The sequence below is a fragment of the Streptomyces atratus genome (assembly GCF_900119365.1).
Classification (GTDB): domain Bacteria; phylum Actinomycetota; class Actinomycetes; order Streptomycetales; family Streptomycetaceae; genus Streptomyces; species Streptomyces atratus_B.
This window is the reverse complement of record NZ_FPJO01000022.1, coordinates 105,547-124,941: the sequence shown is the minus strand read 5'-3', so window position 1 is coordinate 124,941 and position 19,395 is coordinate 105,547. Positions and strand designations below refer to the sequence as shown.

General features: G+C 68.3%; 19 protein-coding genes. 9 read left to right on the top strand and 10 right to left on the bottom strand.

What is annotated here, in order from left to right:
- On the top strand, positions 1–1,871 hold a 1,871-nt coding region (locus BT364_RS43410), incomplete at its 5' end, for a phage tail protein (protein ID WP_442759027.1).
- Positions 1,872–1,880: 9 nt separating this feature from the next.
- Complete coding sequence (locus BT364_RS41120; RefSeq protein ID WP_143166567.1) at positions 1,881–2,525, top strand: hypothetical protein; 645 nt, start codon at positions 1,881–1,883, stop codon at positions 2,523–2,525.
- On the opposite strand, the gene BT364_RS29455 is transcribed toward BT364_RS41120, so the two are convergent.
- The 4 genes from BT364_RS29455 to BT364_RS29435 all read right to left on the bottom strand — a co-directional run bounded on the left by BT364_RS29455 (position 2,526) and on the right by BT364_RS29435 (position 6,658).
- Positions 2,526–3,038, bottom strand: a complete 513-nt coding sequence (locus BT364_RS29455; protein WP_177328276.1) for a hypothetical protein — start codon at positions 3,036–3,038, stop codon at positions 2,526–2,528. It abuts the gene before it with no gap.
- A 226-nt stretch (positions 3,039–3,264) separates the two neighbouring features.
- Complete coding sequence (locus BT364_RS29450; protein WP_072488285.1) at positions 3,265–3,720, bottom strand: hypothetical protein; 456 nt, start codon at positions 3,718–3,720, stop codon at positions 3,265–3,267.
- An 863-nt stretch (positions 3,721–4,583) separates the two neighbouring features.
- Entirely contained in the window at positions 4,584–5,855 is a 1,272-nt protein-coding gene (locus BT364_RS29440; RefSeq protein WP_072488270.1) for a cytochrome P450, read from the bottom strand.
- Entirely contained in the window at positions 5,852–6,658 is an 807-nt protein-coding gene (locus tag BT364_RS29435; protein ID WP_072488269.1) for an alpha/beta fold hydrolase, read from the bottom strand. Before BT364_RS29435 ends, BT364_RS29440 begins: the two co-directional genes overlap by 4 nt.
- A 158-nt stretch (positions 6,659–6,816) precedes the next feature.
- Here BT364_RS29435 and BT364_RS29430 point away from each other — a divergent pair, with 158 nt between their 5' ends.
- Both BT364_RS29430 and BT364_RS29425 read left to right on the top strand, forming a co-directional pair.
- Positions 6,817–7,095 carry a hypothetical protein gene (locus tag BT364_RS29430; RefSeq protein WP_072488268.1) on the top strand — a complete coding sequence of 93 codons (279 nt, stop codon included), beginning with the start codon at positions 6,817–6,819 and terminating at the stop codon, positions 7,093–7,095.
- Positions 7,095–7,493 (top strand): PIN domain-containing protein, encoded by a 399-nt coding sequence (locus BT364_RS29425; RefSeq protein ID WP_072488267.1) that lies wholly within the window; start codon positions 7,095–7,097, stop codon positions 7,491–7,493. The genes BT364_RS29430 and BT364_RS29425 overlap by 1 nt, the downstream gene beginning before the upstream one ends.
- A gap of 27 nt (positions 7,494–7,520) precedes the next feature.
- On the opposite strand, the gene BT364_RS29420 is transcribed toward BT364_RS29425, so the two are convergent.
- The 4 genes from BT364_RS29420 to BT364_RS29405 all read right to left on the bottom strand — a co-directional run bounded on the left by BT364_RS29420 (position 7,521) and on the right by BT364_RS29405 (position 13,380).
- Positions 7,521–9,572: an ATP-binding protein gene (locus BT364_RS29420; RefSeq protein ID WP_072488266.1), complete on the bottom strand. Its 2,052-nt coding sequence runs from the start codon at positions 9,570–9,572 to the stop codon at positions 7,521–7,523.
- Positions 9,569–10,387, bottom strand: coding sequence for a Pvc16 family protein (locus BT364_RS29415; RefSeq protein ID WP_079179687.1), 819 nt, complete (start codon positions 10,385–10,387; stop codon positions 9,569–9,571). Before BT364_RS29415 ends, BT364_RS29420 begins: the two co-directional genes overlap by 4 nt.
- A 28-nt stretch (positions 10,388–10,415) precedes the next feature.
- Complete coding sequence (locus tag BT364_RS29410; protein ID WP_256260266.1) at positions 10,416–12,512, bottom strand: VWA domain-containing protein; 2,097 nt, start codon at positions 12,510–12,512, stop codon at positions 10,416–10,418.
- Positions 12,513–12,753: 241 nt separating this feature from the next.
- Positions 12,754–13,380 carry a helix-turn-helix transcriptional regulator gene (locus BT364_RS29405; protein ID WP_072488265.1) on the bottom strand — a complete coding sequence of 209 codons (627 nt, stop codon included), beginning with the start codon at positions 13,378–13,380 and terminating at the stop codon, positions 12,754–12,756.
- Between the two features lie 210 nt (positions 13,381–13,590).
- On the opposite strand from BT364_RS29405, the gene BT364_RS29400 reads away from it, so the two are divergent.
- Complete coding sequence (locus BT364_RS29400) at positions 13,591–14,928, top strand: COG1470 family protein (RefSeq protein WP_079179685.1); 1,338 nt, start codon at positions 13,591–13,593, stop codon at positions 14,926–14,928.
- A gap of 154 nt (positions 14,929–15,082) precedes the next feature.
- On the opposite strand, the gene BT364_RS29395 is transcribed toward BT364_RS29400, so the two are convergent.
- Entirely contained in the window at positions 15,083–15,889 is an 807-nt protein-coding gene (locus tag BT364_RS29395) for an eCIS core domain-containing protein (protein ID WP_072488264.1), read from the bottom strand.
- A gap of 210 nt (positions 15,890–16,099) precedes the next feature.
- On the opposite strand from BT364_RS29395, the gene BT364_RS29390 reads away from it, so the two are divergent.
- The 3 genes from BT364_RS29390 to BT364_RS29380 all read left to right on the top strand — a co-directional run bounded on the left by BT364_RS29390 (position 16,100) and on the right by BT364_RS29380 (position 18,190).
- Positions 16,100–16,717 (top strand): HhH-GPD-type base excision DNA repair protein, encoded by a 618-nt coding sequence (locus BT364_RS29390; RefSeq protein ID WP_072488282.1) that lies wholly within the window; start codon positions 16,100–16,102, stop codon positions 16,715–16,717.
- A gap of 374 nt (positions 16,718–17,091) precedes the next feature.
- Complete coding sequence (locus tag BT364_RS29385) at positions 17,092–17,388, top strand: type II toxin-antitoxin system VapB family antitoxin (RefSeq protein ID WP_072488263.1); 297 nt, start codon at positions 17,092–17,094, stop codon at positions 17,386–17,388.
- 205 nt (positions 17,389–17,593) lie between these two features.
- On the top strand, positions 17,594–18,190 hold the full coding sequence (locus tag BT364_RS29380; protein WP_072488262.1) for a LytR C-terminal domain-containing protein: 597 nt from the start codon (positions 17,594–17,596) through the stop codon (positions 18,188–18,190).
- 142 nt (positions 18,191–18,332) lie between these two features.
- Here the strand turns inward: BT364_RS29380 and upp are convergent, their stop codons facing one another.
- Positions 18,333–18,968 carry a uracil phosphoribosyltransferase gene (gene upp, locus BT364_RS29375; RefSeq protein ID WP_072488261.1) on the bottom strand — a complete coding sequence of 212 codons (636 nt, stop codon included), beginning with the start codon at positions 18,966–18,968 and terminating at the stop codon, positions 18,333–18,335.
- 103 nt (positions 18,969–19,071) lie between these two features.
- Between upp and BT364_RS29370 the strand changes: the two genes are divergently transcribed.
- Positions 19,072–19,290, top strand: a complete 219-nt coding sequence (locus tag BT364_RS29370; protein WP_072488260.1) for a hypothetical protein — start codon at positions 19,072–19,074, stop codon at positions 19,288–19,290.
- The last annotated feature ends 105 nt before the right edge of the window (positions 19,291–19,395 follow it).

Sequence of the window (19,395 nt, the reverse complement as noted above, 5' to 3'; positions counted from 1 at the left end):
TCGGCGCCCTCAAGACGATCAACGAACTCAAGAACCTCCTGCTCGGCATCCTCGCCAAGGCCGCCTCCGCGATCATGAAGATCATCAAGGACCCCATCGGGTTCCTGGGCAACCTCGTCAAGGCGGTCGGCGCGGGGCTTCAGCTCTTCGTCACCAACATCGCCACCCACCTCAAGACCGGCGTCGTGTCCTGGCTGCTGGGCACCGCGGTCAAGGCGGGTCTCGAACTCCCCCAGAAGTTCGACCTCAAGGGCATCATCCAGCTCATCGCCTCCCTCCTCGGCCTGACCTGGGACAACATCCGCGCCCGCATCACCCGCAAGGGCATCCCCGACCAGGCCATGACCGCCGTCGAAACCTCCGTCCCCGTCGCGAAGAAACTCGCCACCGAGGGCCCCGCAGGCGCCGTCAAGGAAATCGAAACCGAGGCCGGCGACATCAAAGCCACCATCCTCGAAAAACTCACCAGCTACCTGATACCCACCGTCCTCATCGCCGGGATCACCTGGATCATCTCCCTCCTCAACCCCGCCTCCGCCTTCGTCCGCGCGGTCAAGGGAATCATCGACATCGTCACGTTCATCGTGAACCAGGGCGCCCAGATCGTCGAATTCGTCAACGCCGTCCTGGACGCGGTCATCGCCATCGCCAACGGCGGCTCGGCAGGTGTCCCGAAGATGGTCGAGGCCGCCCTGGCGGCAAGCGTCCCACTGCTGATCGGCTTCCTCGCCTCACTCCTCGGCATCGGCTCCCTCGCCAACAAGGTCAAATCCGTCTTCCACGCCGTCTCCCGACCCGTCAACCGCGCCATCGACAAAATCGTCAACTTCATTGCCAAGAAGGGCAAGGCCCTCTGGAACAAACTCAGAGGAAATGACAAGAGAGGCGACAAAAAGAAAGAAGACGAAGGAAAGGAAACCGAAAGGAGCTTGGACGTAAAAAAGGAAGCAAAGGATCAACTCGCTAAACAGACAACCAAGCCACTACCGACCAAATATGCTCTGGACACGATAGTCACCAAGACCCTGGATACTCTGCGCCCGAGGGGACTCAAACAACTTCACACGGAATCTTCAGGAGGGGATCCAGAGAAGTTTTCCGTCATCGCAAAAGCGAGTCCGCCCACGCCCGTGGCCCAGGCAACGGTGGAACTGACAAGCAAGGATTACAAACTGATTCTCAGAAAGGCCATACCCGGGGCAGCCGACATCGTCCCTTTCCTGAAGAAGCTGGCAAAGAACGGCCACGAGATGGTGGAGTACGAAGGTTCCAAAATAAAGGTAGACATGGACTTCTTCAAAAAGGCATGGGACAAGAAACCATACAGCCAGGCACGAGGATTCATCAAGAAAAGGTTCCGGGATGCAACGCCAGGTCATCACGAGTGGATTCCGAGCGACTACATTTTGATCGTTCTCGATCGCGCCCAGAACGCGGAGAGTGTTGTTGCTGGAGAGAAATGGATTGACGATCACAACGACTTGCGCAGCGACACCTCCCTGCTCGTATTCCACAACCTGACCGAGGCTCCCCCGAGAGTCGGCGAAGAAACCATAGGCGGAACCAGAAAGAAGTTCTCCATTCCCACCGGACATGTAGGGGCCGTTTATTACAAAGGGGATCAGCAGACAAAATATGAATCAAAATTCCACAACGCGGCACGAAACGTATTCAATAACGCCAGCGACATATCCGGAGTCGCAAGCAACCTGAAGACCGTGGCAGAGAGGTGGATATGGGACGGAAATCGATCCTACCCACATGATGTACACCCGGAATGCCTGGACAAAAACGGGGAACAGATAACTGCGACTCGACAGCAAGGGAACTACGCGCAGATCATCGACAAGATTGACACACTGATCGAGTGAGGACCTGGCATGAGCTCAGGAACACCTTCCGAACTAATCGGCAGTTACCGGGATGCGATCCACTGGATCTCCACCTCGCCACTTCACACTGAAGACAAAGGAAATCTTAAGAAATTTATCACGAACTACCCAAACCTTTCTTTCTTCCGGAATGCTCCAGAAGAAATCATTCGACACGAAAGAGAAGACCGAGTACAGATCCCTCGCTGGTTCCACGAAATCCGACAGGTTCTTGCCTTCATTCATTCCCCTACCCTCACCCACCCGCCCACTCTTGTCCGATTCGAGGAGCCCGACTATGACTGCAGCATGTCCGACTCGGGAGAAATCCAATGGTATCAATTGAAGATTGGGGTCATGGGAGATGACGACAGGGATCTCTTCATTGATAAGGCAGGCCTGTACCCTATTGCAACATGGTTCGGAACGGATCAGTCTTACCTTGCGATCAACCTGAGAGATCCGAGCGATGGAAGAATCCATGAGTTCTCAGGAGCTGACTACTGGGACATGTCCTTCAATGGCGAATCACTGGAGGAAGAAAGTCAGCCTGCATTCACCTCCTACTCTCGAATGTTGTCAAGAATCTTGGAATTCAAATTCGCCGACGGCAGCACTGTTTTGGCGGGTCAGACCCAGCACCAGAACAAATAGCTACCGGCCGAGGACATCCAGGAGCTGGTCATCTAGATCCGAGACAAAGCCCTCGTGACGCCACGGTCGAAGCTCCTGACGAGCCCTCCACAAGCGGATCATTGGCACCCGCCCACCCGTTGAAGCCGCCGCCGTGATGCATTCGTGCAGCAGATCGGCTGCAGCATGCGGCCCGCCGAGCCGGATCCTCGCCAGCGCTTGATCCGTTGTGACGATGACGCGCTGCACCTTTTGCCGAGGGGATCCGAGAGAGCCGACCGAGGCCGCGAACTGATCGTGCGCGACGGCCGGATCACCCACGTACAGCTGGCACACACCCTCGAAGCCGCGCAGGTACTCCGCAGAGAACGCGCCGGGCAGGGGGTCGTCGGGGGACTGCCGCTCGATGTCGTACCAGGCCAGTCCAAGCGCCGCGCCGGATTGCCGGCCTTGACCCGACCGAGCAGCGACTTCCGCCTGCAGTGCATGCGCTCGCGCACGGACCAGACGCCCGGCGACGGTCTCCGAGTCCAAATTGATAGCGCTCGTCCGGCATCGTCGGCGACTTCGACTCCCATCGCGCGACCGAGCGCTGGACACTCGCTACCTGCGGCAGCCTGGGCATGTCCAGGCCCTGAGCGATCTGCGTCAGAGCCCGTGCCATGTCGGCCAGGGACAGGCCCCGCCGACCCTCAGCCTCTTCAGCGCCGCCGCGCCCGCGGTTGAGTTGTCCATTCCGTCATCGTGACGCAGACCGGCGCTAGACGGGGATGATCAGCCGCGGCTTCCCCTGATCTGCTGTGTAGTTGATGGTTTGCCACGTACCCGATGACGGCTCAGTCGCGTGAGGAAACCCAATCGTCAGTGCGGACCGATCGACCATCCATCGGTTCCGTGCGTGGTACGCCTTGACGGACAGATGAGGAGCTCCGAGTTCAACGATCTCCTTGATGCGGTTGCCCTTGCGGGCACGGGAGATGGCCTGCTGAGCCTCTTCCGGCTGCTGGGCAGCTGTGCCCGGAACGACGATCGTGATGTCCGCGGATGTACTGTCCGCCAGCCACAGCAAGGTCCATGAATCAATTCCCTTCGCACCACCGATGTAGAAGGTGCTGTGCATGAATGCACCGAGGTACGTGGCGAAGAGCGCCATGTACTCGTCTCGCGGCCGGTGATCCGTTGACCGAGTGCCCGTGATCGCCACGGCGTGCGTGATCAACTCCGTGTCATAGGTTGTCGTCTCCCGTCAGGCTCCCACGCTTGGGACTGTCAGTGCGTGGACACCTACAAGGCGAACAGCGATACGCGCGGATCCAGGATGCTTCCGGACCCTGACTACCTCTCGCAGGCCCAGCAGCGCGGCACACACTGCGTGTGGTGCGATGTCACCCTGACCCCGCACACGGCGGTGAGCCTTGGTCCGAGGCATAGGGGCGGTCACGATTGCACCACTGTCTGGTTCCCCCGCTGTTGCAACGCCTGCGGGAAGCGAGCGGCATCATGAAGATCTGCTGCCGCTGCCAGGAAGTCATCATCGGCGAGGCCGAGGTGGTCGGCGACGGCTTCTCGATGAGCGGAGCACGGGCCAATGTCCACGCCCATCCGGGATGCGCCCCGTCCACGGCCTCTCGGGCAGATGGAGTTCCCCCAAGCTCGCCAGAGCATGACTCGGGCGCACGTCGATCATGAGTGCTGCGACCCGACTGGGTTCCAGTACCCCGTACCGCTCACCGGAGTGCAGGGCTGCAAGCAGCGGATGGCCCGACGCACACCGGCTCTGCCACGGCGAACAGATCATCCGCATCAGTCCCGGCGAGACACCGGTCGAGTACCTGCGTTGCGCGTGCAGCTGCCACCGTGAAGGATGCCTGCCTGGTGAGTCGGCTTCCGTCGGAGTCGTTCTCCCTCCCGGATGAGCAGAGAGGCACGTCGGGATGAACGTATTCCACTCCTGGGACTCGGTGAAGCGCGAGATCTTCGATGCCGAGGATCTCGATGCGATCGAGTTCGGCGCCCGGCAGTTGGTCGCTGAATCGCGTGCGCAACGGCTCGTCGGGATTCGCCAGGAACATGGGGCTGTCAACAACCACCCACCCGCACCGGCAGCGACTTCAGACCGTTGATGAAGTTCGACACCAGGCGCCCCGGTGAACCCGCGGATTCGAGCGATGGCGGAAGACGGCGGCACGTCTCCTCGTACAGGGCCCGCAGTTGCAGCCGCGCGAAGTGCGCGCCCAGGCATACATGCGGGCCGTCGCCGAAGGAGACGTGGGGGTTCGGGGTGCGGGTGAGGTCCAGGGTGAACGGGTCGGGGAAGACGCGTTCGTCGTGGTTGGCGGAGGCGTGGAAGACGACCACCTTGTCGCCGGTGCGGATGCGGGTGCCCGCCAGCACCGTGTCCTCGCGGGCCGTTCTGCGGAAAGTCAGGACCGGCGGGTGGCGGCGGAGGAGTTCGTCCACGGCCGTCGCGGACCCCACCTCGCCGTTGCGCAGGCGGCCGTACGCCTCGGGGTTCTCGACCAGGAGGTGCAGGCCGCCGGGGGCCGCGCTGCGTACGGTGTCGTTTCCGGCGATCACCAGCAGGAAGAAGAACATCTCCAGCTCTGGGGCGGTCAGTTCGGGGTCCGTGGCCAGGGACGTCATGACGTCGTCGGCCGGGTGGCGGCGCTTGTGGGCGGCCAGGGCGTGGGCGTAGTCGAACATGTCGCGCAGGGCGGAAGGGGAGCGGGGGTTGACCGGTTTGCCGTCCGGGCCGAGTCGTGGCGTTCCGGCCTCGTCGGGGTCCTGGTAGCCGATGACGCGTCGGGTCCAGTGGAGGAGCAGCGCGCGGTCGGTGTCCGGTACGCCGAGCAGGTCGGTGAGGTTGAGCAGGGCGTAGTCGTCGGTGACCTGGGTGACGAGGTCGCAGGTGCCGTCGCCGGACCGTGCCTCGGTGACCGCGCGGGTGAGCAGGGAGCGGGCGCGTTCACGGACGCCCGTCCCGAAGCGGTCGATGCGCTTCGGGGTGAAGGCGCGGCTGACGAGTACGCGCAGTCGTCGGTGGTGCGGTGGGTCCTGGTTGAGCATCATGCGGCGGATGAACGGGAGGTCGGCGGGGTCCGGGTCGCGGATCTGGGTGGCGCCCAGGTACGAGGAGTACGTCGAGGAGTCCTTCAGGACCCGGACCACGTCCTCGTGCCGGGTGACCGCCCAGAAGCCGGGGCCCGCCGGCCAGCCGAGCACCTCCGGCTCCTCCTGCCACGCCACGGGGTGGTGGTCGCGCAGGTGGCGGTAGTGGTCGTGGGGGATGCCCTGCCCGTACTGCCTGGGGTCGAAGACGTCCGGCACGGGCACGGAGCCGGAGCCGGTCATGCCTGCGCCTCGCCGTCCTCCGCGTCCGCGTCCACGTCCGCCCGCAGGAAGTCCTCCATCACGCGGATCAGGTCGAGCGGGGCCTCGTCCATCGCATAGTGGCCGCACGCGGGCAGCTCCACCAGTTCGGCCCGGGGGAACCAGCGCATCCAGGTGGCGCGCTGCAACTCGGCGGAGAGGGCCGGGTCCAGCGCGCCCACGACGGCGAGGGCGGGCACAGGTGAGCCTTCGACCTGGTCGTGGAAGTCCTCGCCCGCCCAGGAATCCAGCCAGGCCCGGAACGCCTTGGCGTCGCTGCGTTCGACCGAGCGGCGCACCATGCGGTCCAGCCAGCCCGCGGGTCGCCGGCCTCCGGTGGTGGTGTCGAGGATGATCCGCCGGTTCTGCGGGGTGTGCGCCGCCGCGGCGAAGAGTTCCCACTGCTCGGGCGGAAGGGGCAGGCCGGACGCGGGGACGGGCGAGACCCCGACGATCCTGCGCACCCGCTCCGGCGCGGCGGCCAGCGTCCGCTGGATGACCGAGCCGCCCATCGAGTGACCGACCAGCGAGAACCGATCCCAGCCCAGCCGGTCGGCCAGCGCGAGCACGTCCTCGGCCCCCTCGGCCGTGGTGTACGAGCCACCCGCGTCCCGCGCCTCGCCGTACCCCCGCAGGTCCACCACCGCGTACTGGAACGCACCGAGGTCGAGGTCCGGCAGCACAGGGGCGTACGCGGAGCGGTCGGCGAGCCAGCCGTGCACCGCGATCACCTTGTGCGGGCCGTCGCCGTGCAGCTCGTGGGGCAGAACAGGCAATGCGGTCACACTGACTCCCGTCGCTGTACGGAGAGGACCGGCCGGTCGGCTACCGGCCTCGGCCACGGTCGTGCCAACTCCGGGCCGACGCAAGGGACCGCGCCAAACACCCTCTGCCTTGCCATAGAAACCCAGACTTCTCCTAGTTGATGTATTAGATTGGTGTCATGAGCGACGACACCACTTACGGGGTGGGCGAGGGCCCCACCGCCAACGTCTCCGTCAGCCTGCACTCGGGCAATATCGCGGCCGTCCGTGCGCGCGTAGGGAAGCGAGGCTTCTCCGCCTACGTCGACGCAGCCGTGCAGCGTCAGATCGAGCGGGACAACCTCGCCGAGCTGACCAACGCGCACGAGGCGGAACACGGTGCATTGAGTCATACGGAGATCGATGCCGCCCGAGCGCTTCTGCGAGGCGACGCCGATGATGCGCGGAACGCCGCCTGATGGCTCGGGCCGGAACGCTCGTGCTGGACAGTGAGGGTCTGTCCAAGGTCGTGGCTGATGACCGGCAGGTCATGACGCTGCTCCGTGGAGCGGAGCAGGAGGACATGAGGGTGGTCGTCAGCGTTCTCAACCTCATCGAGGCCCACCATCGGAAGGTGAACACCGCCCGGTTCAACTGGGTGGTGTCCAGGCTGACGGTCGAGCCCGTGAGCGAGGAGATCGGGCGCTCGGCCATGAAACTGCTGACGGATGCCGGGCTGCACGGGCATAAGTACGCCATCGACGCCGTCGTGGGGGCGACTGCGTTGTTGATGCCGAAACCGGCGGTAGTCCTCACCTCGGACCCCGAGGATCTGGGGCTGCTGTGCGGGGACCGGGTGCGAATCGTCAAGGTCTGAGCGGCAGGCTCCGCGAGGTGTCGCGCCTCACGCCAGCAGCTCCAGATACGGGCCGAACTCCGACGCCAGGGTCAGCCGGCCCAGCTTCTGGTACTCGCGCTGGATCGCGTGGATCAGCGTCGGCATCGTCACCGGCTCGCCCGTGTCCGCCGCCAGGTACGCGGACGTCACCGCGATCGAGCGGATGTTGCCGCCCGCCAGCTCGAAGTTCTCCGCGCAGAAGGCGAGGTCCAGGTCCTTGCCCCGGGGGAGTACCGGGCCCAGGCAGCGCTCCCAGAGGACGAGGCGCTGTTCGGGGTCCGGGACCGGGAAGTCGATGACCAGGTCCAGGCGGCGGGTGAAGGCGTCATCCAGGTTGGCGCGGAGGTTCGTGGCGAGGATGGCCAGGCCGTCGAAGGACTCCATGCGCTGGAGGAGGTACGCGCTCTCGACGTTCGCGTAGCGGTCGTGGGCGTCCTTCACGTCGGAGCGCTTGCCGAAGATCGCGTCCGCCTCGTCGAAGAGGAGAACGCCGTTCACGCCTGCGGCTTCCGAGAAGATGCGCTCCAGGTTCTTCTCCGTCTCGCCCACGTACTTGTCGATCACCGTCGCCAGGTCGACCGTGTAGAGGTCCAGGCCCAGGTCCGCGGCGATGACCTCCGCCGACATCGTCTTGCCGGTGCCCGAGTCGCCCGCGAAGAGGGCGGAGACGCCCCGTCCCCGCCCGCCGCCGGGGCGCATGCCCCACTCCCCCAGGACCCGGTCACGATGCCGTGCGCGGGCGGTGAGTTCGCGGAGCTGGGCGTGGGTGTCGGGCGGGAGGACCAGGTCTTCCCAGGTGACGGTGGGTTCGATGCGGCGGGCCAGGCGGTCCAGGCCCGCCGCGTTCTGGGCGCGGGCGCCCTGGCGGACGTGGTCGGGGGTGAGGGTGCCGCCGTCCAGGTGGGTGGTCTGGGCGGCGCCCCGGGCGGCCCGGGTGATCTGTTCCGGGGTGAGGAGGAACGGCGAGAGCAGCCGGTCCACGTCGATGGTCTCGGGGACGGGGGCGTCGTACGCGTCGGTCCAGAGGGCCGCTCTGGTCGAGGGTTCCACGCGCGGGGCGTGCAGGAGCAGGGGCGGGGCGGCGGACCAGGACGCGTCCCAGGGGGCCCTGCCCACCAGGATCGTGGGAACCGGGGTGCCGGTGAGCAGCCGGAGGAGCTCCGGGTGTTCGCGGGAGACCGCGTCGAGGGGGGCACAGACCACGCCCGCTCCGGTCAGCCGGGCCTCCCGGACCAGGGAGCGGACCGCCTCGGCGGGTGACGGGTCCTCGGCCAGCCGCGCCAGGTCCAGCCCCAGGACCCGGTGGCCCGCACGGGTCAGCGCGGAGGCCGCGAGGGCCGTGCCCGCGCCGCCCTGGTCCTCGCGGAGGTAGGCCAGCGAGGCGCCGTGGGCGAGCGCCCCGGCGAGCGGGGCCGGGTCGCCGACGCCCGGGACGGCGTGCCAGGGGGCGAGGAGGTCGGCCAGCCGGGGGTCGGGGGTGTCGTCGCCCAGCAGGTGAGCGGTGACCCGGTCGGGGACGCGCAGCGCCCGGGTCAGGAACGGCCGGTCCAGGTCCTCGACCAGGAGGAGGCGGCCCTCGCGGAGCGGGGCACGGGCCGACAGCCGGCCGCGCGCCACCTGGTCGGCGGGGGACAGCCCGCACAGGCCCAGGGCCAGGCCGATGGACGGACGGCGGCGGGTGACGTCGTCGTTCAGGTAGCCGTAGAACGCCTCGAAGCGGTCGTCGAGATCCGGTACGAGCGAGATGAGGAGGATCTCGACGTCGAGATCGGTGAGGCCGAACTCGCCTGCCAGGGACGTGAGTCTGGACCGTTCCGCCGGTGCTTCGCCGGAGTCCGGCGCCTCCCCGGAGTCCGGCACGGGGTGTGGGAAGGCGCGGGCCTCGGTCTCGTCCAGCAGACGGGCGATGTTCTCGTCCGTGAGGTAGAGGCCGCGGAAGGCGTCGTCCGGGTCCGGATCGGTGAGCTGCCGGGCCTCGACCGCCCGTCGGATGCGCTGCTCCACCGCCACCGCGCGGGCGAGGAGATGGCGCAGGTTCGGATCACCCGCGGTGGTCATTCGGCGCTGTCCTCCGTACGGGCCTTCCGGTCTTCCGTGCGAGCGTCCCGGGCCTTCCGGGTTTCCGTGCGGGTGTCCCGGGCCTTCCGGGTCTCCGTGATGCGCAGGGACAGACCGCGTCGCCGTTCCGCGTCGGGGATGCGCGAGGCAGCGCCCCCGCCCGGCCGCCCCGGACGGCCGCCGTACACCGGGAGGCCCGCGCGCCCCGGCATCGGTTCCGACACCGGCTCGGCCACCTCGGGTACGTCCCCGAAACGGGTCCGCAGCCCCTCGTCCCCGACCGGCGGCCCGACCACATAGCTCGGCGACGCCGTCACCGGCACGCTGACGACCAGGTCGAGCGAGGGCTTCAGCTCCCCGCCCAGCGCGCTCCAGACGTCGGCGAACGAGCGGTCCTCCGGCGGCGGCAGCGCGATCGACATCGGTACGGGCGCCCCGATCTCGGCCAGGGTGCCCGCCAGCCGCTCCGGCGGCAGCGCCTCGTAACGCAGCAGGCAGCCGAGCAGCGAGGAGAGCAGCCGGTGCTCGTCCTCCGGGCGCTTCGTCCATGCCGTGATCAGGTACGACAGCTTGAAGAACCGGGGCGGGCGGCGGCGCGCGACGATCGTGCCGCGCTCGTCGTAGTCGTTGTGCAGCCCCCGCTCGCGCCTGCGCATGTCCTCGCGGATGTCGTAGAGATACAGGTTGACCATGGGCGCGTTGACCTTCGCCGCCCATTCCCGGGTCGGGGCGTCGAAGACCACCGCGATCTGGCCGCCTTCGAGTACCTCCGCCCTGATCAGAGCCCGCAGTACGTCGTCGACCTCGTGGATCACCTGATCACTCCCATGCGGTCACCGGCACTCATGCGCGGCCCGCGAAGTCCGGTGGCTGGAGATTCCGCTGCACCACCAGGACCGGTTTCTTCAGCCGGTCGAGGTCGCGCGAGTCTGCCCTCAGCTCGCGCGGGCCCAGCTTGTCCTTGCGCAGAACCAGGACCTGCACCTCGAAGGTGCCGTCGCGGCCCACCGTGGCGGTGGCTCCCCCGGGGGTGATGCCGGTGTTCCACGTGAAACGTACTGTCGCGCCCGGCGGGTAGTCCTTGCCGCGGGCCAGCACCGGCTGGCCGGGCTTGGCGACCTGCGGGGTGACCGTCAGCGAGGGTTTCAGGACGCGCAGCCGGTCGGTGTCCTGGTTGTTGGCCTTGCGGCGGTCCGGCAGCGTGCCGCGCACGGTGGCCCGTACGTCCCCGGTGATCGCCGCACGGTACGTCGCGGCCTGGGTCACCTCGATGCGGCCGCCGGCCGGGATGGTGCACGGTTTCGCCGTCGTGCAGCGGGTCAGGGCGGGCAGACTGCGGTCCTTCCCCTTGGGCGGCTTCGGCCAGGCGGAACCGATGACCACTCCGGTCGCCGGGTCCGGACCGGCGTTGGTGACGACGAAGCGGGCACGGGCCGGGCGGCCGGTATACGTACGGTCCGGGCTGACATCGACCTTCATCGCCACATCCGCCGAGGGCGGTACGGGGGCCTCCAGGACCTCGATCTGTGCCGTGTCCGTCCCCGTATTGCCCGCCGAGTCGGTCGCCGAGCAGGTCACCGTGGTGCGGCCGACCGGGAAGAGCGAACCGGAGGCAGGGGTGCAGGTCAGCGGGAGTGTGCCGTCGGTGACGTCCTGGGCGGTGGCGGCGTACGTCACGCGCGCGCCCTTCTTGTCCTTGGCCCGGACGGTCAGATCGTCCACGGTGACGACGGGCGCGTCGATGTCGTTCACGTCGATGTTGATCTGTTCCTGGAAGTCCGGGTCGGCCGCCGCGGCCGGCCCGATCGTTTCCGCACCCGGGACCTGGGTGCCCATCAGGAACTGGACGGTGCAGCTCAGCCGGGTGCCCTGGGGTGCGTCCGTGGAGACGTCGATGTTCTCCGCGAAATGCGCGGTGTCGCCGCTGGTGAGCTGCTGGGTGGGCGGGTCGAGGCTGACGGAGAGATGCGGATCGCAGTTGTCCAGGCGGTAGCCGACGGAGGTGGGAAGGTTGTTGAAGCCCTCGATGATGGCTTCGGTCACTCCGTCCCCCGGAATTCCGTTGAGCATGCGGCCGTTGGTTGCCGCGGTGATCCGTTTGGCCTGGTCGGGCTCGTGGTACGGGTCCTGGTACGTGTCGCTCGAGTATCCGAAGCCGTTGAGCCCGTCGCCGTCCTCGGTGGTCACGTCGACGGCGATGACGCGCACACCCTTGTCCTGGAGCGCGAACACCGCTTCCTCGTAAGGGACCTTGTTGCTGGGGTTGTGGCTCGACGCGTCACCGACCAGGACGACCACCGGGCTGGCGCCGTCCCGGAAGACGGTTCCGCCGTCCGCACCGTTGGCCACCTTCCACAGCGCGTAGATCCAATCCTCGGACGGGCCTTTGCTCCGGTAGCCGCGGGAAGTCTTCAGCTGGTCGACACCGTTCTTCTGTACGTCGTCCAGGTTTGTCGTCAGCCCTTGGAGGACAGCGAACTCCGCCGTCGGATCGTCCTTCTCGTCACCATAGGTGGCCACCGCGAAACGGGAGTCCGGCTGCTGTCCACGGACCTTCGTCGTGATGTCCTTCAAACCCTTCTGTACATCGCCGATCGGTTTGCCCATGCTCCCGGTGCCGTCCACCAGCAGCACCACATCGGGTTTCGGCGGAATGGCGGGCGTACGCACCTGCTTGTCCACCCCCGTGGAACCACCGGGGTCGACCGCGTCGGTGAACTCGGCGGGGGTGACCCAGGGTTCGGGCACCGACACCGCCGGCGCACCGGACGTCACGGCGGAACCGGGGGCGACGCCGCTGACCACGAGAAGAAGGGCGAGGGCCGGGATCCGGAGCGCGGTGAGGGTGCGGCGCGAGGCGGACGGCGCCGGCCGGGGCGGCCCGTCCGGCCGCGACCATAACGCCGGCAACGCCCGCGGAAGTCGCTGGAACCAGCGCACGGAAGTCCTCCCCCACCCTCGCCCGATCGGCACACCGGACGTCAGGGTCCTGCACCGGCGGCGGACGCACAGCGGTACGGGAGTCACACCCCCGGGAAGGCCCAGCTGCCCGAAAGGGCAGCGGGGGATCCACCGAAGTGCCGCAGGCGCACAGGCCGCGCACGGCGCTGTCGTACGCGCACAGGCCGCGCACGGCAGCGCCGTACGCACGCCCGTGCCGTGAGCCCCCGTACGGGAAGGCTCAGATCAGCCCCTGCCGCATCGCGTACGCCACCGCATGCGACCGGTTCCGCAACTGCAACCTGGTCATCACCGAGTGCAGCACGTTCTTTATGGTGCGCTCGGAATAGGCCAGTTTCGTCGCGATGTCCGCGGTGTCGTACCCCTCCGCGACCAGCCGCAGCACATCCACCTCGCGCGCCGCGAGACCGGTGAAGTGCAGTCCGCGGGGACCGAGCACCTGCCCCTGGAGGCGGCCCACCTCCTCAAGGAGCCTTCCCAGCAGGTCGGAGGGGAGGTGGCCCTCGCCCCGCGCCACCGTCCCTATGACCTGCACCAGATGCTCCGGAGTCGATTCGGAGCGCCTGACCACACCGGCGACACCGCACTCCGCGGCGCTCACCAGCTTCTGCTCGTCGATGTCCGTGGTGACCAGGACGGTACGCGAGGCGCTGGTGCGCTGGATGTGGCGCAGCATCGTCAACACCGCTTCGTCGACCGTGTCCACGACGACGATCACGATCTGAGGGGAGTCGTCACCCTCCCCCCACTCCGTCACACTGACTTCGGGCCGGGTACGTAACTGACTGGCCACGCCCGCTTGCGAGATCGGATCCTGGGCCCTCAATGCGACAGTGATGCGCTCCATGGCAATGCTCCCCCTGGGCAACAGCCGATGGCGTCACGTCGATCACAACCAGCACGGCTGTTTTCGTATGCCTCACTTGTCTGAGGCGGTCAAAAGATGCCCGTGTTTCCTTACAGGGAAACAAAAAAGCCGATCCGGGCACGGAATCTGCCCGGAAGTGTTCCTTCACGGCCGATGTCGACCTTCAGTGGCGAACCTACGGTGCGCCGTATGAGTCTCACGGCAAGCCTCGACGATTCGTCCGTCACCGCCGCACCGGGCGAGGAGACGGCCCTCCCCCTGCGGATCCTCAACTCCGGCAGCACCGTCGAGGAGTACCGCTTCGAGGTGGTCGGCGCCTGTGCCGCCTGGTCGACGGTCGAGCCGGCGACGCTGTCCCTGTATCCGGGCGACTCGCAGACGGTCTCCCTCATGCTGCGTCCGCCCCGGGACTCGACCGTACTCGCGGGGGAGACGCCCTTCGGGATACGGGTGGTGCCCACCAGCGAGCAGGGCGACACGGTGGTGCCCGAGGGGCGGGTGACCGTACTGCCCTTCACCGAGACCACCGCCGAACTCGTACCGCGCAGCTCGCACGGCGCCTGGCGCGGGCGGCACCAACTCGCCGTAGACAACCGGGGGAACGCCCCGGTCACCGTACGGCTGGGAGCCCAGTCGGGTACGGAGCGGGCACGGGTCTCCTTCGCGGCGGACACCCTGCGGATCGCGCCCGGACGGGCGGAGTTCGGGAAGGTGCGGATCCGGCCCGCCAAGCGGGTGTGGCGCGGCATCCCGATCACGCACCCCTTCCAGCTGGTCGCCACCCCGGACGTGGCCGAGGACCAGGCCCCGGTCGCACCGGTGGTCGTGGACGGCTCGTACCAGCAGGAGCCGATCCTGCCGCGCTGGCTCCCCCGGGCGCTGATCACCGCGGCCGTGCTGTTGATCGCGCTGGTGGGGCTCTGGTACGCGCTGCTGCGCCCGGCCGTGAAGTCGGCGGCCCGGGAGGCGGTCACACCGGACGTGGTACGGTCCGCGGCCGCGGCCGACAAGAGCAAGGCGCCCGACAAGGGCTCCTCGGGCGGCCCGAGCTCGGGCGGCGCGAGCTCGGGCGGCGGCGACTCCTCCGGGGCGAACGGCGGCTCGCCGAAGCCCAGCCCCTCACCGAGCCCTCGCGCTTCCTCCGACGCGGGCGCCGCAGCCCCGACCAGTGCGCAGGTGCAGGTCAGGGACTCGGTGGGCGGCGGGTCGAACACCTCGACGGCCCTCCAGGTGCCCGGCGGGCGCACCTTCCAGCTGACCGACATCGTGGTCCAGAACCCGCAGGGCGACGCGGGCACGCTCGTGGTCTCCTCGGGCCGGGACGCGCCCGTGCTCCGGTTGGCGCTGGAGAACTTCCGCGACTCCGACTACCACTTCGTCACGCCGATCCTGGTGCCCGCCGGGGGCAAGGTCACGATGACCGTCGACTGCCGGAAGGTGGGCAAGCCGGTGAACGCGCCCACGCCCTCGCGGTGCTCGGAGTCGCTGTTCCTCGGCGGCACGATGAAGACGGACACGGCGGACTGAGCGACTGACGGATCGGCGCGACGGACCGACGCGACCGGCCGACGGACACGGCGGACGGGCCAGAAGGCGCCGCCCGCCGAAGACCCGTCCACCGTAGGCCCGTCCGTCTGCCGAAGGCCCGCCCGTCCGCCGAGGGCCCATCCGTCGAATGCCGTCACTCGGGCGGAGCCTCTTCCTCCTCCTCGGCGCCCGCCTCCGCCCGCTGCACGAAAGAGCCCTGCACATCGGCCGGTTGCTCGTCCTCGTCCTCCGTCGCGGCCCGCTGCACGGACGCCGCCGGAGCCGGGGCGGGAGCCGAATCCGAAGCGGGAGCCGGAGCCGGGGACGGGTCCGCGAGCACCCGGTCCGCGTTCGCGACGGCCTCCCGCTCGAACCGGTCGGAGGGGTCGCTGACCCGGATCCCGCCCGGCGCCTCCGTACCCTCCACCGGGCCGTTGCGCTGCTGGATCACATGGGTCAGCTCATGGGCCAGCGTGGTGCGGCCCTGCGGCGAGGACGGGTCGTAGGCGTCCCGCTGGAAGACCACGTTGTTGCCGACCGTGTACGCGTGGGCGCCCACGCCCTTCGCGGACTCGTGGGCGGCGGAGTCCGTGTGGATGCGTACGTCGGAGAAGTCCGCGCCCATCCGCCCCTCCAGATCGGCCCGGGTCTCGGTGTCCAGCGGCTGCCCTCCGCCCGACGAGACCACATCGTGCACAGGGGAGCGCTCTTCCTCCTCCTTGCGCTGGAGCATCGACCCCACGGCGCTGTTGCCGACCGCCCGCTGGAGCACGCTCATGCCGCCGGCCCCGACCACATCGGCCCGCCCGGCGGCCGCCGCCCGGAAGAGGTGCGGTGTGTCCGCCGGCTCCCGGCCCTCGGACGCCCTCGACGCGTGCACGGTTTCGTCGTACTCATGCCCGTGTCCGTGATCCCGCTCGTGGTCGTGCTCCTGGTCCCATTCCTGTGCGTGCATCGTCATCTCCCCTGCCCGCGCCCCGGTCGAAGGCGCGTCGTGATGGCCTCACCACTCCACCTTCACGACGCCCCACTGCCCCGTCCAGCCCGGACCCCGCCGGCCGGGGGCAGCCGGTCCTGCCCCTTCGGGCACCCGGTCCGTCCATACGGCAAACGGCTGCACCGGCGGGCAGTGGAGTGGCCGGGCCGCACCGCCGTCGGGATGATCAAAGGCATGACCGAGAGCAACGAGGACCAGCCCGTCACCGTGCGGATCGCCCAGGAGCCGAAGGCGGACGAGCTCCTCGGGCGCAGCCCGCTCGCCGCTCTGGTGGGCATGCTGCTGGACCAGCAGGTGCCGATGGAGTGGGCCTTCTCCGGCCCGTACTCCCTGGCGCAGCGGATGGGCGGGGACGACCTGGACGCTCATGAGATCGCCGCCTACGCCCCGGAGGCGTTCACCGAGCTGTTCACCGCGAAGCCCGCCCTGCACCGCTACCCCGGTTCGATGGCCAAGAGGGTCCAGCAGTTGTGCCAGTACCTGGTGGCGGAGTACGACGGCGACGCGAGCGCGGTGTGGACCGATGTCTCCGACGGGGCGGAGCTGCGGAAACGGCTGAACGCACTGCCCGGCTTCGGCACCCAGAAGGCGCAGATCTTCCTGGCGCTGCTGGGCAAGCAGTTCGGGGTCCGCCCGACGGGCTGGCGAGAGGCGGCGGGTCCGTACGGCGAGGCCGGCTCGCACCGCTCGGTCGCCGACATCACGGGCCCGGAATCGCTCGCCGAGGTCCGCGCGTACAAGCAGCACGCGAAGCAGGCGGCCAAGGCGGCCAAGCGCGCCGCCGAGCAGTAACACCGCCGAGCGACGGCGGCCCCGGGCAAAAGCCGTCCGCAGCGGCCCCCGCCTACCGCCGGCGGCGGGCCGTACCGAAGAGCGACCGCGAGATCTCCCGGCCCAACTGCATCCCGACGGACCGGAGACGGCGTACCCGGCGGCGATCTCCCGGGCCGGCTCCGGCAGAACACCGCCGCCCGTACTGTCGGCCGCGCCTCCGCCCGTACTGCCGCTGCCCGTCAGGCTGTCCGTCAAGCAGTCGCTCGGGGTGTCACTCGGGCTGTCACTCATCGGGGCCCGTTCCGGAATGCCTGTGTTTATGGCGTTCTCGGCAGCATCGCAGTCCCGCCCCATGGCTGCGCCCGGAGGCTCTTGCCCGGTAGGCTTTCCGTGTGATCTTCAAGCGCATCGGAAATGGGCGGCCATATCCCGACCACGGCCGGGAAAGTACCCGGCAGTGGGCGGATGTCGCGCCGCGCCCGGTCCGCCTCGATCAGCTGGTGACCACCAAGGGCAACCTGGACCTCGAAACACTCCTCGCCGAGGATTCGACGTTCTACGGTGACCTGTTCGCGCACGTCGTGAAGTGGCAGGGCGACCTCTATCTGGAGGACGGACTACACCGCGCGGTCCGCGCCGCACTTCAGCAGCGCCAGGTACTGCACGCCCGCGTGCTCGAACTCGGCTGAACGAAGCGGGTTCCGTCCACGGAGCCGCGGTGCTTCCGGACCCGCAGGACCGGCAGGACTGACGAGACCCCACGAGGCCTACGGGCGCTCCGGGGTTCGTTCGGGTGCTTTCGCACTCGGACGGGTGCGATCCATTGATCATTTAGTAGGCATCATCACCGGGCCGCACTACGCTGCGCCCATGAGCATGCTCACTCCCCCCGGCATGGGCGGAAAGTACCGCATCACAGGCGACAAGTACCCGCGGATGCGCCGCCCCCGGCGCCGCGGCAGACTGATCCTCGCTGCCACCGCTTCCGTGGTCGCCCTCGGGCTGGCCGGATGGGGCACGATGCAGCTCATCGACGTCTTCACCGGCGGCGACCGGAAGGCCAGCGCCGCCGACCACAAGACGGACTGCTCCTCCGCGAAGCCGTCCGCGCCCGCGAGGGTGCTGCCGAAGCCCGCGAAGATCACCGTCAACGTCTACAACGCGACGCCGCGCAGCGGGCTCGCCAAGCAGGCCGCCGAGGAGCTGAAGAAGCGCGGCTTCACCATCGGCAAGGTGGGCAACGCCCCGGCCGCGTACGACAAGAAGGTCCCCGGCCCCGGGGTACTGCTGGGCGCCCCTTCGGCCAAGAACGGCTCGTTCCCGGTCCTCGGTACGCAGTTGGTGGGCGCCACCCCGAAGACCGACGCCCGCAGGACGGCGGATGTCGATCTGATTCTCGGTACGAAGTTCAAGACGTTCAACACGCCCCGGTCGGCGGCCGCGGCTCTCGCCGCCCTGACGAAGCCGGCCCCCGCACCGTCGTCCTGCTGACGGCTGCGGGCACCCCTCGTCCGGGTGAAGGTGAGAAGGAAGTCTCCCGTCCGCCGCTCGATCGCGCAGTGCCCCGGCCGGGAAACGGAATCCCGGCCGGGGCACTGGTACCTGTCCGGCCTCGACCGGCCGGACAGTCCTGCTAGTCGACCGTGCCGTACATCCGGTCGCCCGCGTCACCGAGTCCCGGGACGATGTAGCCGTTCTCGTTGAGCCGCTCGTCGACCGAGGCGGTGACGACGGTCACCGGCGTGCCGGCCAGCTCGCGTTCCATCACCTCGACGCCCTCGGGCGCCGCCAGCAGCACGACCGCGGTGACATCGTCCGCACCGCGCTCGATCAGCTCCCGGATGGCCGCGACCAGCGTGCCGCCGGTGGCCAGCATCGGGTCCAGGACGTACACCTGGCGGCCCGAAAGGTCCTCCGGCATCCGGGTGGCATACGTCTCCGCCTTGAGCGTCTCCTCGTTGCGGATCATGCCCAGGAAGCCGACCTCGGCGGTCGGCAGCAGCCGCACCATGCCGTCGAGCATGCCGAGACCGGCCCGCAGGATCGGCACGACCAGCGGCCGAGGGTGCGACAGCTTCACACCGGTCGTCGGTGTGACCGGGGTCTCGATTTCGACCTGTTCGGTGCGCACATCCCGGGTGGCCTCGTAGGCGAGCAGGGTGACCAGCTCGTCGGCGAGCCGCCGGAATGTCGGGGAGTCGGTGCGCTTGTCGCGCAGGGTGGTGAGTTTGTGCGCGACCAGTGGGTGGTCGACGACGTGGATCCGCATGGGTTCAACAGTAACCGTGCCTCCCGCACCCGTGCGCTGGCATCAACCGCATGTTCGGGGGGAAGGTGGGGGCATACGGACCCAGCCTTGGGGTGATGAGCCGATGCCGGACGGCGAAAAGCGGAAGCGGGACCAGCCGGTCCCGCAGGAAGCGGAGGTCCAGCAGGACCCGGAGGAGAGCGACGCGGCACGCCGCAGGCGGCGCGCCCAGTTCCTGCGCGAGCTCCACGAGGCGAAAGCGCTCCGCGACCGGGTGCAGCCCCGCCGCGCGAGGGCGGCCCGGATGCGCCAGGCCATGCGCATGCGCACCTTCCGCTGGTAGCCGGACGGCCCTCCGGCATCCCCCTGGTGGCGGTGTCCAGGAGAACTGATGGCCGACGCAACGGCCGAACTCCTCTCGCGGAGCCGTTGTTTCTGCCACGATTCC